At 35.7% G+C, this 15500-nt stretch carries 9 protein-coding genes; 3 read left to right on the plus strand and 6 right to left on the minus strand.

The annotated features are described in order from the left end of the window. Window positions 1-31: 31 nt before the first annotated feature. On the minus strand, window positions 32-1852 hold the full coding sequence (locus tag G4D61_RS08030) for a sigma 54-interacting transcriptional regulator (RefSeq protein WP_163173653.1): 1821 nt from the start codon (window positions 1850-1852) through the stop codon (window positions 32-34). Between the two features lie 554 nt (window positions 1853-2406). Between G4D61_RS08030 and lipP1 the strand changes: the two genes are divergently transcribed. Then, window positions 2407-3333 carry a LipP1 family hormone-sensitive lipase gene (gene lipP1, locus G4D61_RS08035; protein WP_025730665.1) on the plus strand — a complete coding sequence of 309 codons (927 nt, stop codon included), beginning with the start codon at window positions 2407-2409 and terminating at the stop codon, window positions 3331-3333. A 252-nt stretch (window positions 3334-3585) separates the two neighbouring features. On the opposite strand, the gene G4D61_RS08040 is transcribed toward lipP1, so the two are convergent. Continuing rightward, window positions 3586-3891 carry an MTH1187 family thiamine-binding protein gene (locus G4D61_RS08040; protein WP_025730668.1) on the minus strand — a complete coding sequence of 102 codons (306 nt, stop codon included), beginning with the start codon at window positions 3889-3891 and terminating at the stop codon, window positions 3586-3588. 253 nt (window positions 3892-4144) lie between these two features. On the opposite strand from G4D61_RS08040, the gene G4D61_RS08045 reads away from it, so the two are divergent. Beyond that, window positions 4145-5380: a 3D domain-containing protein gene (locus G4D61_RS08045; protein ID WP_025730669.1), complete on the plus strand. Its 1236-nt coding sequence runs from the start codon at window positions 4145-4147 to the stop codon at window positions 5378-5380. Between the two features lie 310 nt (window positions 5381-5690). On the opposite strand, the gene G4D61_RS08050 is transcribed toward G4D61_RS08045, so the two are convergent. From G4D61_RS08050 to G4D61_RS08065, 4 genes are all read right to left on the minus strand, one after another. After that, the gene (locus G4D61_RS08050; protein ID WP_025730670.1) at window positions 5691-6629 is read right to left on the minus strand and encodes an L-lactate dehydrogenase; all 939 of its coding nucleotides are present in this window, start codon (window positions 6627-6629) and stop codon (window positions 5691-5693) included. Between the two features lie 27 nt (window positions 6630-6656). Next, on the minus strand, window positions 6657-8276 hold the full coding sequence (locus tag G4D61_RS08055) for a lactate permease LctP family transporter (RefSeq protein ID WP_163173655.1): 1620 nt from the start codon (window positions 8274-8276) through the stop codon (window positions 6657-6659). Window positions 8277-8695: 419 nt separating this feature from the next. Continuing rightward, window positions 8696-10249 carry a cadherin-like beta sandwich domain-containing protein gene (locus G4D61_RS08060; RefSeq protein WP_025730674.1) on the minus strand — a complete coding sequence of 518 codons (1554 nt, stop codon included), beginning with the start codon at window positions 10247-10249 and terminating at the stop codon, window positions 8696-8698. Window positions 10250-10438: 189 nt separating this feature from the next. Beyond that, on the minus strand, window positions 10439-11404 hold the full coding sequence (locus G4D61_RS08065) for a phosphoglycerate dehydrogenase (RefSeq protein ID WP_025730676.1): 966 nt from the start codon (window positions 11402-11404) through the stop codon (window positions 10439-10441). Between the two features lie 1262 nt (window positions 11405-12666). On the opposite strand from G4D61_RS08065, the gene ppc reads away from it, so the two are divergent. Then, on the plus strand, window positions 12667-15372 hold the full coding sequence (ppc, locus tag G4D61_RS08070; protein ID WP_051476306.1) for a phosphoenolpyruvate carboxylase: 2706 nt from the start codon (window positions 12667-12669) through the stop codon (window positions 15370-15372). Window positions 15373-15500: the final 128 nt, after the last annotated feature.

The following is a 15500-nucleotide window of genomic DNA, read 5'->3' on the forward strand; positions in this document are numbered from 1 at the left end:
ATTATGTAGTGACATCACAACACAATTTCTCCTATCGAATATTATATTTTTTTAATTTTTGGTAAAGTGTTGTTCGATGAATCCCTAACATCTCCGCTGCTTTCTTTTTGCTTCCTCCGGCTTCTTTCAATACCTTAATAATCATTTCTTTTTCCTTCTGCTTTCCAATATTTTTAGCTTCCTGTATCACTGAAATTGCTTGCGTATCCTTTAAATCGTTATTAGTCACTAACGCCGTACTTTTTTCCTTCATCATCTCAGGTAAATGATGTACATCAATGATATTCCCTTCAACAAGCGTAACTAATTGTTCAATTGTATTAATCATTTCTCGTATATTACCTTTCCAGTCGTGGCGAATAAATGAAGAAACAGCTGCTGAAGTAACGTGTTTTTCCTGAAGTTGGTATTTTTCGCATAATTTTTTCAAGTAATAGGATAATAAAATAGGAATGTCTTTTCTTCGCTTCCGCAAAGGAGGAACATGCAGTTGAATCACATTTAACCGGTAGTAAAGATCCTCCCTAAACAGTCCCTCATTCATCATCTCTCTTAAATCGCGATTCGTTGCGGCAATAATCCTGACGTTCACTCGATATTTTTGAACACCGCCTACTCTTTCAGCTTCTTTTTCTTGCAGAACTCGAAGCAATTTCGTTTGCATGACAAGCGGCATTTCTCCAATTTCATCTAAAAGTATCGTTCCGTTATGAGCTAACTCAAGTTTTCCTTGCTTACCGCCCCTTTTAGCACCAGTAAAAGCGCCTTCTTCATAGCCAAACAGTTCAGATTCAAATAAGGGCTCTGGAATTGCTCCACAATTCACACTTATAAATGGGCCACTAGAATGCGGACTTAAGTGATGAATGCTTTTAGCAAACATTTCCTTTCCTGTTCCACTTTCCCCTGTAATTAATACTGTCGCTGTTGTTCTTGCTGCCTTACGCGCTATACGCTTTACTTTGGAAATTTCCTCGCTTACTCCGATAATTTGGTCCAGTGTCATTCGACTATCTTCTTGTTTTAGAGAAAATGACTGCCTCTTTTTCCCCCTCACATGCCCCTTATGTAACGTTTCATAAATTTTATATACTTCCGACACCCCTTCAAAAATAAGCATTCCAATTGCTCCCGTGACCTTCCCTTCATTCCAAATTGGAATTCGATGAACAACCATGTCTTGCCCTTGAATATTCTGAATAACTCCTCGCTCCGGAATTCCTGTTTTTACCGTAATATGCAAGTGGGTATTATCGATCACTTCGGCAACATGACGTCCAATAGCATCTGCTCGCTGTATACCAGTAAAACGGCTGTATGCTTCATTAAACTCTAACAAAACACCATATTGATCGACTACCGCAATGCCTTCATACGCACTTTCTAAAATGGCTCGTAATACATCTGCTGTATTTTCCTTTTGCTGCAGTCTATGAACGAGTTTACAATAGGCATCCATCATATCTCTTAACGATAAAATACCAACTACTTTCTTACATTCATCTACAACAAGTAACTGTTCATACGGTAATGGTGCGGTACTTAAGATTGAATCAGTTGGACGAACAGCCTTAACATTTCGTTTTATGCAATGAATCAGTTTGACATTTTCTTTGCCATGTAAAAAATAGGAAAACAGTTTTTTTAAAGTTAATAGCCCAATCAGCTGATCATTGTCATCTATAACAGGCAAGCTATCAATTTTAAGTTGCTCCATCATTTCACCAGCTGCACGTAATGTTTGACCGAGTCGGATGCAATATGGATTGGGTGTCATCCAATTTTTCACTTGCAGAAATTCAGCTGTATAAAACTCCTGATTTTCCTGTTGGATTATATCTTTTATAGACATAACCATTTCCCCTTTCGAATTGTTACAATGCGAAAAATCCATACTTGTTAAAAACATTCGCTACGATTGGATAAATGCCTTTTTATAAAGTGTATGTTTATTTCTGAAAATTACTTTTATTGAAGTATTCAATTACGAAAATGGGGGAATCTAATGGAGGTTGTGCGAATAGTTTTTACATAAAAAAGGTTTTGCCATATATACTATTGTGAAACCAGGCTCTCTCTTAAAGAGTAAATTTCCGCTCCAGCATACTTGCTTTCCGCAGGCGAATGCTGAGACTCCTCGGCGCTTCACGCCTGCAGGGTCTTACTGTTCCACTAAATCCTTCCGCACTATTCGCGCTTATAAACAATGGGGGAGCTTCTATTAGTAAGTAAATATTTTTTTTAGGACTGTTATTTTTTCATAAAACTAGAGGTTTGATTTCCTCCCCGGGATTCTCGCTTTTCTCGCAGAGGTCTCGCACCTTCCGCTTCAATAACTTTATGACGGTTTAATGAGAAACAATAACGTATACAAAAACACTTTAAAAATGAAGGGGGTTCAGAAGTATGCCAGTAGAGCCAGTTATTCAACAATATCTTGATCAATTAAATGCCCTTACTTTACCGCCAATCGACCAAGTAACACCCGAGCAAATGAGGAAAAGTCAAGAACTTCAAGTCTCTGAAACTGGAGAAGAGGTTGCACAAGTTGAAAACCGACTGATCTCATTGGAAGACAGGAATATCCCTATTAGGATATACACGCCTAATGGGCAAGGTCCATTTCCTACACTCGTTTTTTATCATGGAGGCGGTTGGGTATTTGGATCGCTGAATACTCACGATTCAATTTGCAGATTTTTTACTAACTATGCTTCTTGTATGGTCATTTCCGTCGACTATCGTTTAGCACCTGAGCATAAATTCCCTGCAGCTGTTTGGGATGCGTATGATAGCTTACATTGGGTTGCTTCCCATACAAAAGAGCTGAATATTGATGTTGAACGGATTGCTGTAGGTGGAGATAGTGCTGGCGGAAATTTAGCTGCTGTCGCCTGTCTCATGGCCAAAGAAAGGAAATCTCCGTCTCTGTGCTACCAACTACTGATTTACCCATCAACAGGCTATGAAGAGATACCGCAATCTATGATTGAAAATGGGCAAGGCTATTTATTGACTACGGATTTTATGCGTTGGTTTAGAGATCATTATTATAGAACGGAACAAGACCAATATAATCCTTACGCCTCACCAATTTTAGCAAAAAGCCTTGCTGGCTTGCCAAAAGCACTTGTTGTTACCGCACAATTCGATCCATTACGGGATGTTGGAAAAGCTTATGCAGAACGTTTAAGATCATTCGGTGTTGATGTGCAATATCGCAACTATGACACCCTTATTCACGGTTTTGCTAATATGTATACGTTTGTACCTAAGGCGAGAGAAGCATTGATATATTGTAGCGAGCAGCTAAAACAAGCTTTTTATTCCTAGAACAGCCCTTGTTGCATTATTGCGATGGTGAGGGCTTGTGTAAAAAGTCAAGAGGCTTGGACAAAAGTATATTAACTAAAGACAACCCGAATATTGCGCTCCTACCGTCCCGGAAATATACTTCACTTTCCGTGGGCAACTGGTGATCCTATCCTCCCGCAGGAGTATACGTATTTTCGGAGCTGATTCGTGCAATGCTCGTCTTTAGCTAACCACTTTTGAGGTTATCCCAGCCTCCTAACATTTCCTTTTTTATTTCATCTTCGCTTTGACCGAATCAATTTTCCCCGCCATTGTTAATGGTTTATCTCGGCGGTCGTCAATGCGAATATTTGTTTCCACCCTTTTAATGCCATGTTGGAATGGCACCTCATGCAATTTTTGCACAATTTCAAATAAATCTTTAAGTTCTCCCTCAATCAACGTACTCATTGGTGTTAATTGAAACTTTACACGATCTGATTCCTGTTCCAACACTTTTTCAATTTCCGCAACATATTGACTGACACTCGTTGTTTCAGTCCCTACTGGATAAATCGTAATATCGACTATAGCCATCCACTTTTCCCTCCGATCAAATTTAGTTTCACTACATTTTCTATCATACAACATTAAAAAATACATTCAAAAATCTATCAATTTCTTCTAAAAAATGAAGATTTTCTATAGCAAATATCATGCTATTTTAATAGGTTTCTCACCCGTATTTAATATCTACTTTTATTTCTCGTAATATGAATTTAATATGTTTGTAATTTTTCACCCTACTATTTTATGTTATAACATAGTAGACGAAGAAGGGAGTTGTCTTATGCAATTAGTTAGGCGAATTGTTGTAATAGCTTTTATCGCTACATTATTTATGTCGCAAATCGCAGCCTATGCAGAAACAAACCAAGAATCCTTGCAAAAACAACTAGAAGATAATCAAAATGTCATTCACCAAAAGGAAAAAGAAGCACAATCTGTGAATGATGAAATGGAGAAAATACAAAAAGATTGGGATTCAATACAATCATCTATTGAACAGAATAAATCACAAATTGCAACATTAGAAGATAAAATAGATGCAACAAATCAAATTATTGAAAAGAAAAAGGATGAAATTGTTAATCTCGAGGATCAAGTTTCAGCCCGCGAAGATTTAATTAAAAAGCGTCTCGTTGCAATGCAAAAAAACAATCAATACAGTTTTGCTATTGAAACGATTCTTAATGCTGAAAGTTTTGGTGACTTAATTGATCGAATTAGTGCCGTTACGACACTTCTAAAAGCTGACAGTAATCTTTTAGAACAGCAAAAATCTGATCTTGCTAAGATTGAAAATGATAAAAAGGAAATTACTCGTCAAGAAAATATCTTAGAAGCAGATCAGCAAAATTTAGAAGCGAGCCAAGCAAAGCTTCAATCAGATTTGCAAGAAAAGGAAAAAGCGTTAGCATCACTTAATACAAAATATAATAATATTAAAAATGATATTTCAAAAGCAAAAGAAAATAAATCAAATATAGAAACAAAGATTAGCACAATGGAAGAAGAATTGAAAAAAGAACAAGCTGCTGCGAAAGCTAGAGAGGAAAAATTAAAAGCAGCTGCAAAAGCTAAAGAAGAACAACAAAAAGAAGAACAACAAGTTGTTGCTGAAGCAAAAACTTCGCAGGAAACATCAGCAAAACAAACAAATTCTACTTCAAACGCAAGTGCAAACACAAACTCAAGCACAAGTTCAAACTCGAATACAAGCAATAACAATCATTCAGGAAAAGAATTTTACGTTTCCGCTACAGCTTACAGCCATGAAGATACATCATTAGATATTACGGCTTCTGGATATAACATTAAAAAGAATCGTAACATGAAGCTAATCGCTGTCGATCCTTCTGTTATTCCACTAGGCAGTAAAGTTTGGGTAGAAGGATACGGAGTTGCAATCGCTGGAGATACTGGCGGTGCCATCCGCGGACATAAAATCGACCTTCTAATGCCAGACAAAAAATCTTGTATTTCTTGGGGAAGACGTACTGTAAAAGTAATTATTTTAAATTAGTCAAAAAAGATCGTTGAGCAATCCTCAACGATCTTTTTTTATTGGACTCCTAGGAGATTTTTTATATTTCCACAAAGGTTTTCAGTTGAGTTTAATCTCTATTATTTCTCTCTCCTTTATGGTAGTCCAATTTCTCTTTATTTACGCTGTTCCTCTTTGATTTCAGTTTAAACTCGTTTTTTCGTTTTTACCTCTACTTTTTCGGTCTTATTCCCTATTTCAGCCTGCCTCTCTCATGTAAATACCAATTCTCCTTTAGTTGAAGAAACGGGACTACTAAAAGGCAGCCCCGTTTTTTAATCAATCTATTTTACAAAACTGGTTTCATTGTTTCTTTTAATACTTTTACAGAGTGGTCAAATTGTTCTTTTTCTCTATCGCTTAATTTAATTTCAATGATTTCCCGAATTCCTTGACGGTTAACAACAGCAGGAACACCAACATACACATTTTCATGACCGTATTGACCTTCAAGGAGAGCTGACACTGGAAGAACACTGTTTTCATTATTCAAAATTGCTTTAGTGATTCGGCAGAGTGACATGCCGATTCCGTAATATGTTGCTCCTTTACGTTCAATAATTTGATATGCGGCATCTCTAACATCAACAAAAATTTGATCTAAATCTTCTTGATTAATATTTTCCTTTTTCATCACTGTTTCCATATCATTCAAACCAATTTTTGCATGGCTCCAAACAGGTAATTCTGTATCGCCGTGTTCCCCAATAATAGATGCATGGACATTTCTTGGATCAACATTAAAATGGCTGCTAAGTTGATAGCGTAAGCGTGCGGAATCAAGTACTGTACCAGAACCAATTACTTGTTCTTTTGGTAATCCGGATTCTTTCCAAGTAACATATGTTAAAATATCAACTGGGTTACTTGCTACAAGGAAAATCCCGTTAAAGCCACTGTCCATGATGCTTTTAATCATACCTTTAAAGATTTTTGCGTTCTTTTCTACAAGATCAAGTCTTGTTTCGCCTGGTTTTTGTGGTGCACCTGCAGTAATCACGATTAAATCGGCATCACCGCAGTCTTCATAAGAACCTTTCCAAACTTTTGTTGGAGTTGGTGCAAATGGTACACCGTGGTTCAAATCCATTGCTTCTCCTTCTGCTCTTGGTTCGTTAATATCAATTAATACAAGTTCTTCTGCTACTCCTTGGTTAATCATTGAATAACAATAGCTTGTTCCAACTGCACCTGTTCCAATAACAACAACACGATTTACTTTTTTCATTTAAAAAACTCCCTTTCGAATATGAATTTAGAAAATAATCCAACTTACAATGCCAATCAATACTAATAATGCAAGACTGTACTTAATTGTAAAATTAAATAAATCATGGTCTTTACCTGAAAGTCCAACAGCTGCTGCTGCAACTGCAATGGATTGTGGAGAAATCATTTTCGCCATTGTTCCTCCCATTACATTCACAGCTACCATTGTTTCAGGAGGAAGCCCAATTTGCGTCGCTGTTACAGATTGAAGTGGTGCAAATAAGGATCCACTATTCACAACAGAACCTGTTAAGAACACTCCAATCCATCCTAAAATTGGCGAGAACAGCGGGAATATATGCCCAGTTGATGCAAAGGCAAGACCAAGTGTTGAAGACATTCCAGAATAAGTACAAATATAAGCAAAAGCTAAAACGCTGCATATTGTTAATATCGGTACTAATAATTCTTTCCCTGTTTCTATCGCTGTTTCCTTTAATACTTTCGCATTAATTCGAAAAACAATTACTGTAAGAATAATAGCAATAACGATAGCTGTAGTTGTTGAAGTTAATAAGTCCAGTTTAAAGATTGCCGGATATGGACTTGCCTTTGCTACAACTGGAACCCCACGAATGACAAGATTGTTCAAAGTTGAAATCGGCAAATATAAAATCAGTTTTTCTAATGGACCACCGACTGCAATAAGATTTTTAAAAAATGACAAATTGAAAATTGTTACAATTACTGTTAAGAAAACGAATGGCAACCATACATAAATGATTTTTCCAATTGAAAGATTTTGAAATACAGCTTTCTTTACACTTTTTCCATTAACCCGATATATTTCCTTCGGCTTCCATACTTTTAAAAATAGAATTAATGCAATAAGACTTATAATCGCTGCAAAAATGTCTGCTAGTTCACTGCCTAAAAAATATAGTACAGCCGCCTGAGTTAATCCGAATGATCCTCCACTAACTATGATTGCTGGCCACGTTTGCTTAATTCCCTTGAAACCATCAATCATAAAGATTAACAGAACGGCGATGATCAAACAAAGAGCTGGTAGTACTAGCGCTGTATACCTTGAAACCGATAATGGGTTAAGACCTGTCAACAGTGCAGGTGTTGTTACTGGAATCCCCATTGCTCCGTATGCGCCGCCCGCTATGTTAGCAATTAAGCAAAGACCCGCAGCACGCAATGGTTTATATCCAAGTCCGACTAAAATGGCTGCAGTAATAGCAACTGGTGCACCAAATCCGGCAGCCCCTTCTAAAAAAGCTCCAAATGAAAAGGCAACAAGTAAAACTTGCAAACGTTGATCTTCTGTAACAGAAGAAATACTAGACTTTATTACCTCAAATTTCCCTGTTTTAACTGTTAATTTATATAAATAGATAGCAGCTAGAACAATAGAAGCAACGGGCCACAGCCCTGCCAGCACACCGAATCCTGCTGCTGATACAGCTAAACTTACTGGCATTTTATATACAATGATGGCAGCAAGACCTGCAACGATTACACTCGATATACCTGCAATATATCCTTTCCATTTTAATATTGTTAAAGCAATGATAAAAAATAGAATCGGAATTGCTGCAATAAGAGCAGATAACCAAATATTCCCGAGCGGGTTATAAATCTGATGCCAAATAGCCATTTCTTCGTCCCCCAATTGAACAGTACATTTCATGAATATTATTTGCCAATCATGTAACTTTCATCCAGTTTAAATTACTTTTTTCACTTGTGGATAACCTAATTGCGAGTGCTTCGATCATCCCTTTCTGTTAATATTTTGTTAATATCTTCTGTTTACATAAGTAATTATAGCATCTATTTGTGAAATATTTCACAAAATATATGGCGAAACTGTGAAAATTATTCACTAATTACTTGTCATATCAACATTTTTAAATTGATTGCGCTTACATTAATATTTTTTATACGTGAATAGATTCACAAATATAATTTATTGCATCCCCCTTCTCCAGTCTTTTTCCTCCATAACTCTAATACTGTTTTTAATAATAAAAAAGCAGTGATGGTCGATGACCTTCACTGCTGAATAGACAATGTTTAATTGAATAATGATTTAAAGAAATTCCCGATAGTGTCCACGATTTTAGCAAACCATGATGAATGGTTCTGCTGCTGATGTTTAATAATTGTTGTATGATTATCTTTATTGATTGTTGATGTGTCAGTCGCCGCACTGGCTGAAGTGCTTTTTATACTTGAAGCTGTTTCTGTATTTTTTTCTGTATGATCATCTGTATCTTTACTTTTAATTGTTTTGTTAAACACTAGCACATACGTCTTTTGATCATCACCATTTTTAACAACTACTGAAATGATTTTCTTTGACTGCTGATCTCCAAATGTTATGTCATTGTTGGTGCTATCCTCAATTGAAATACTAGCATCTGCATAAGTGGGCGTTGCACTTATTTTTACGGAACTTACATTGCTTGATAACTTTACATGATACGTAAATTCATCGGACTGGAAAGCTTTATTCCAAGTTCCATGTGATGTGGCCAGTGCCGATAAAATTGCTGTACTTGCCTTCTCCTGAGTTTTGCTATTTGAAAAAGCAGTCCTTTGTTCACTTTGTGTTTGCTGATTAAAAGAAACGGTAGCTGTCGTCGTTGATTTCATCTTTTTAGCTGAAAACTGAGATGGAGATTGAGTTTGAGATTGTGCTGCTGTTTTCCTGCTAGCAAGTTTCATCGTTTTTACTTCCATCTTGTTCTTTCCAGCGCGTGTTTTGTCTGCTATAAATGAATGCTTTTCTGTCGTTACCTTTGTTGCAGGTGTCTTTTTTTCCTTTTGTATATCTTTTTTAGAAGTTTGCTTTTTTGTCTCCGTCTTTGCAGTAGTTTGTGAAGCAGACTTCTCTTTTTTCGCAGCCTCTCTTGTAACATGAATTGTATATGTTTTAACCTCTCCATTTTCCGCTGTAACTTTAATGACAATATTAGAGTTGCCGACTGGAATATTGACAGAAGCACCTTTCGAAGTAAGTTGTTTGTCGTTCACCTTAATTTTTGCTACTTCGTCCTTCGCTTTTGCGTTAACCGTTAAGGCTTTTATTTCATTTTCCACTATTACATTATAAGAAGTAATAGCTGATTGAAATGACGGTGATAGCTTTCCATTCGATAATGTCAGTGCTTGAAGCTCATTTTGATTACTTTGCTGTCTATTAATCGTAAGATGGTACGTATTTATTTCAGTACCATCTGCAACCTTTATAAGAAAATCATTCTTTCCTGTTGTTAATGTTAAAGTTGTAGCTACACCACTTGTTATCTTTTTCCCATTGACTGTGATGACAGCATTCTGATCGTCTGATTTTAAAAGCAATTGAACTTCTTTTACATCGTTGGCGACCATTGCTGTATAAGTTTTTAAATTTGGAGAAAAAGATTGATTCAGAGTGGCACCACTGATTGCAATCTGTGTCAAAGTAGCTATTTCATTCTTTTGTGTAGAACTAGATACGTTCTGTTCTCCTTGGGGAATCGAAGAATTCGTTTCACCATATGCCAAGCCAGGCAATAATGACGTAGACCCTACCCCTATGATTGAAGCAACAAGCGCTACCTTCACTCCTTTATTAAATTGCATATTAACCGCATCCTTTACCCCTATATTGATTTTATTCATTATAGAAATAAAGGCTTAATTTTTTCTTAATTTTAACTAAAAAGAGGCTCGCCCACGGAAAGCGAAGTATATTTCCGGAGCAGGGGTGGAGCGCAATATTCGGGGTTCTTTAGCTACTAAACTTTTGTCCCAGCCTTTTATAGATGGTTTTTATTTAATAAGTTCCTTTGCTGTAACGATATTTGAAAGTGGTTCTCCTTTTTTAAACCTCGCAATGTTTTCTACTGTAATTTCCCCCACTCTCCGTAAGCATTCTTCAGTTGCGCCACCAATATGAGGAGTTGGTATAACATTAGAGAGCTGAGTTAATTCTGAATTTGTCGGCTCGCTTGCAAAGACGTCCAATGCAGCTCCTTTAATGTTCCCTCGTTTCAACACGCTTAATAATGCTTCCTCATCAATAATATCTCCTCTAGCAATATTAATTAAGTAGGCGGACTTTTTCATCATTTGTAGTTTTTCATTGTTCAAAAGATGATAAGTAGACTTCTTTAACGATGTGCTGACAACGATATAATCCGATGTTTCCATTAATTCATCCAAATCGACATAAGTAACATTCCATTTTTTTGCAGCATCTGCATCTTTGTATGAACCGAAAGCGACAACCTCCATGTCAAAACCCGAAACTTTTTGCGCAATTTGTTGCCCAATATTGCCAAACCCGATAATTCCAAGCCTTTTTCCGTAAAGCTCGTTCCCCATCGTAAATCTCCATTGATAGTTTCTTACTAAATCATGTGCTTCCGGGATTCTTCTTGAAATTGCTAAAATCAGCCCGACAGCAAATTCTGCAACCGAAGCAGCATTTTGACCAGGGGCATTTGTCACGATAATTCCCTTTTCCGAAGCGTACTCTAGATCGATATTATCCACACCCGTTCCATATTTTAAAATATATTTTAAACGTGGTGCTGCGTCCATGATTTCACGATCAATTTGATCAACCCCATTAATTAAAATATCTGCATCTTTTATATGCTTTATTAAATCTTGTTTATTTGCAGTAAAATCTTCAAATAAATAAGAAACTTCCACTCCTAAATTTTTAATATCATCAATAATTTGAGGATAAGCTTCGTAAAATGGACGACCTAAAGAAATAAACACCTTCATTTTTTTCCCTCCTATTATTTTGTGTCCATCGTCTTTGTGTAGAAATGTACATACAACGTTATGTGACAATGTTCACTAGCCCATACCTATATGATGGGCCCTGATTAAAATCATTCACATTGAAAATTTCCTTTGTTTAAATGTAGTAAGTAAGTTTCGATATCATTTTGATAAACAGAAATGCCTTCCGAGTTCTTATTACAAAACACTTATAGACATTCCTTTTCGCATGTATTCAGAGGAGCGGTCCCAACAGCATCTATAGGTAACCGGACGAGGATCGACTTTGTCTTCTCGGTTTCTGCGACTAAAGAGCTTTTTCAAAGTCCAAATGAAATAATTATCGGGGGTTTCTCGCTTGGAAAATAGTAACCGCAGAAATTGCATTCATGATTTTAGCGTGTAATGGTTGTTTGCTCTAAAAGTAATTTACTTTCTAAATTAAAGCAGGCTATTCGAATATGCACATAGATTCCTTCCATGCTTGTTATACTTATAAAACAATTTCATGTTACTTAACTAATTTTCCAATATATCATCCCCTTTATCTTGAAATGCACCAAGATATATCTATTATCTAACTGTCATAAACATTTATCATTAAACTTGTAGGTAATCCTCACAATATTTTTGTTAGACATATGAATGGATCCCATTAGCCCATTATTTTCCCATATATATGTTTATCGTTATTAAATGGCATTAAAAGAAAAAATATTTTCCTAATATAGAAAGCGAATTCACATTTAATGTGAAGGTTATACATAATTATAAGCCGCGAGAGACATTCTATTTTTCTTTTCAATAATTATTTTCAAAAAATTAATTCCTCACTTTTTATATGTACTTTAAAATTCTGTGCATGCCGAAAAATGATAATAATAAGTTTTATTATCTCCTATCACAAAACGAACAGTCCTCCTTAAAGACTAATGTATTATATGGCGAACAGATTCACATAAGATAGCGCTATTCTCCTTAACAATCTAAGCCAACAGTTAAAAGGCACATGTTATAAACATCAGCACCTCGATTCATAAATTATATTAATAAAATATTATTTTATTTTCAAAATAATTCTTAATCGTAAAAAGTGATTGAATCAATCGTTTTTTAATATTGAAAAATATTAGACTTTTTAGTGTTTAGAAGTATAATTATAGTTAACGATTCTTACATAGTCGAATTCCTTTTAGAAAGGAGCATACATCTTGAATCAACTAGATGATAAAAAAGTTAGTAATCTTGTATTACAAGAAGATATGAACTTTTTAAGCGAATTACTTGATCGGGTTATTCTCTTCGAAGGAGGCGAAGAACTGCTTAATACGATTAAAGATATTCGTACACTTGCTCATAAAATAAGAGAAACGCATGATAAAGAAGCATATCACCAATTAAAGCAAAAAATAACTTCCCTGCATCCTCCTTTGAGACAAGAAGTGATTCGTGCATTTTCTACTTATTTACATTTATTTAATATTGCTGAACAAAATTATCGCATTAGGCGCCGCCGCGAATATCAATCAGGCGGATCAGAAAGCGTACAGCCTCGTTCACTTGAAGATGGTATTGAACAATTAGTAAAACAAAAGGTTACAGCTGACATGATTCCCGAACTTTTAGAAACGCTTTCATTGGAGCTGATTATTACAGCACACCCGACAGAAGCAACAAGACGTACGATCCTGCAAATACACAAAAGAATTGCTGATCTTTTAAAGGCATTAGATTACGCCAATACTAGATATGAAAAGAAAGTCATTGAAGAAACGATTTTAAATGAAATCACGATTCTGTGGCAAACATCAGAAATCCGTGAAAAGAAACCAACTGTTTTGAATGAGGTTCAAAACGGTCTTTACTATTTTAATAATGTTCTGTTTGATGTTTTACCAAGAATACATGAAGACTTAGAAGATTATTTATATGAATCTTTTGGTCGAAGATATAAAGTTCCTTCTTTTTTACGTTTCGGTTCTTGGATTGGCGGAGATCGCGATGGAAATCCAAATGTTACAGCTGAAACAACATGGAAGACGTTAGAAATGCAACGCAATTTAGTATTGAAAAAGTATCAAAAATCTCTTACAAAACTGCGTGAGTTGCTTAGTCATTCTGTAAAAAAAGTGAATGTAAGCACAGCTTTAATTGCTTCTGTAGAAAAAGAAGAAAAGACAATCGACGGCAGAAAATGGCAAACAGAGGATGAAATTTACCGTAGAAAATTAACGATCATGCTTCATAAACTTGAAAACATTGAGAAAAACGGTGAAGGCTATCAGTCCGTACAAGAATTATTGGCAGATCTTTATTTGATTAGAGAAAGCATTAATCAACATCATCCGGATTCACTTCCTATTAAATTATTACGCAAAGTGATTAGACAAGTTGAGCTTTTTGGTTTCCATTTAGCCTCACTAGATATTCGAAATCATAGCGGCGAACATGAATCGGCCATTGCTGAGGTACTTTACAACGTAAATATCGCTGCAGATTATAAAAATCTGTCTGAGGACGAAAAAGTAAGTACATTATTAAAAATATTAAATGATCCAAGACCAATGATTTCGATTTATGACACTTTTACCCCGGAAACTCAGGAAATCATCAATACTTTCCGGATGATTAAACGTGCCCATCAAACATTTGGTGAACGCTCGATTGAAGTTTACCTTATCAGTATGGCAGAGTCTGTTAGTGATGTTCTTGAAGTACTTGTTCTAGCAAAAGAAGCAGGTTTATATCGCGTGTATCCGAATGGTCAAATCCTTAGTGAGATTCATATTGGTCCATTGCTTGAAACAATTGAGGATTTAAAAAATGGTCCAAAAATGATGAAACAATTATTTGATATTCCAATTTATCGGAATCATCTAGAAGTGCGTAATAATTTACAAGAGATCATGCTTGGATATTCTGATGGCAGTAAGGATGGTGGTACATTAACTGCAAACTGGCAGCTGTACAAAGCCCAAAAAGAAATCCATGAAATTGCTGCAAAATATGGAGTGAAACTAAAATTCTTCCATGGTCGCGGTGGCTCACTCGGTCGCGGCGGTGGTCCATTATATTCAAGTTTGATGTCTCAACCAGCAGTTACATTAGGTGATGGTGTCAAAATAACTGAACAAGGTGAAGTTCTTTCATCTCGTTATTTATTAAAAGATATTGCTTACCGAAGTTTGGAACAAGCAACATCTACAATGATGACAGCCATTACTCGTCATAAAGCACGCGCTGATCGTGATGTTATTCCAAATAACATTGCAGTCCAAGCAATGGATCAAATATCAGAATACTCATTAGCGAAATACCAAGATCTTGTTTTCAATGATAAAGACTTTTTAACTTATTTCAAGCAAGCGACTCCATTAAACGAACTTGGAGATTTAAATATCGGTTCAAGACCAATGAGCCGTAAGAATAGTGCCCGTTTTGAAGATTTACGTGCAATCCCTTGGGTATTCGCTTGGACACAAAGCAGACAATTGCTTCCTGCTTGGTACGCAGCTGGAACAGGTCTCGCAAAATATATTGAAGAAACAGGCAATCTTGAGCTTTTACAAAAGATGTACCAAACTTGGCCATTCTTCCAAGCAACTATTAACAACTTACAAATGGCGTTAATTAAAGCAGAACTTGCTACTGCAAAAGAATATACCGAAATGATTCAAGATAAAACAATTGCAGAAAGAATTTATAACAATATAAAAGAAGAATATAATCTCACAAAAGAACTAGTACTAAAAATATCAGGTCAAAAAGAACTATTAGATTATATTCCAAACATTAAAGAATCTGTTCGCTTACGTAATCCATATGTTGATCCGCTAAACTTATTCCAAGTGTATCTCATTTCACAATTACGTGCACAAGAAACAAATGAAGAAAAACCAGATAGTTTATTAACGGAAGTCTTGCTAACTATCAATGGAATTGCTGCAGGATTGCGCAATACTGGCTGATTAATCAAAACCACTGCTAACTAGTGTTTCAGCATGTAGAAAAACCTCATTGACATTATTCGATGGGGTTTTTCTTATTCTTTATTCGAAGCAAAGTGAAACGTTTTTAGAAAGTACAAATATTTAAG

This window comes from Heyndrickxia ginsengihumi (assembly GCF_011008565.1).
GTDB classification, from domain to species: domain Bacteria; phylum Bacillota; class Bacilli; order Bacillales; family Bacillaceae_C; genus Weizmannia; species Weizmannia ginsengihumi.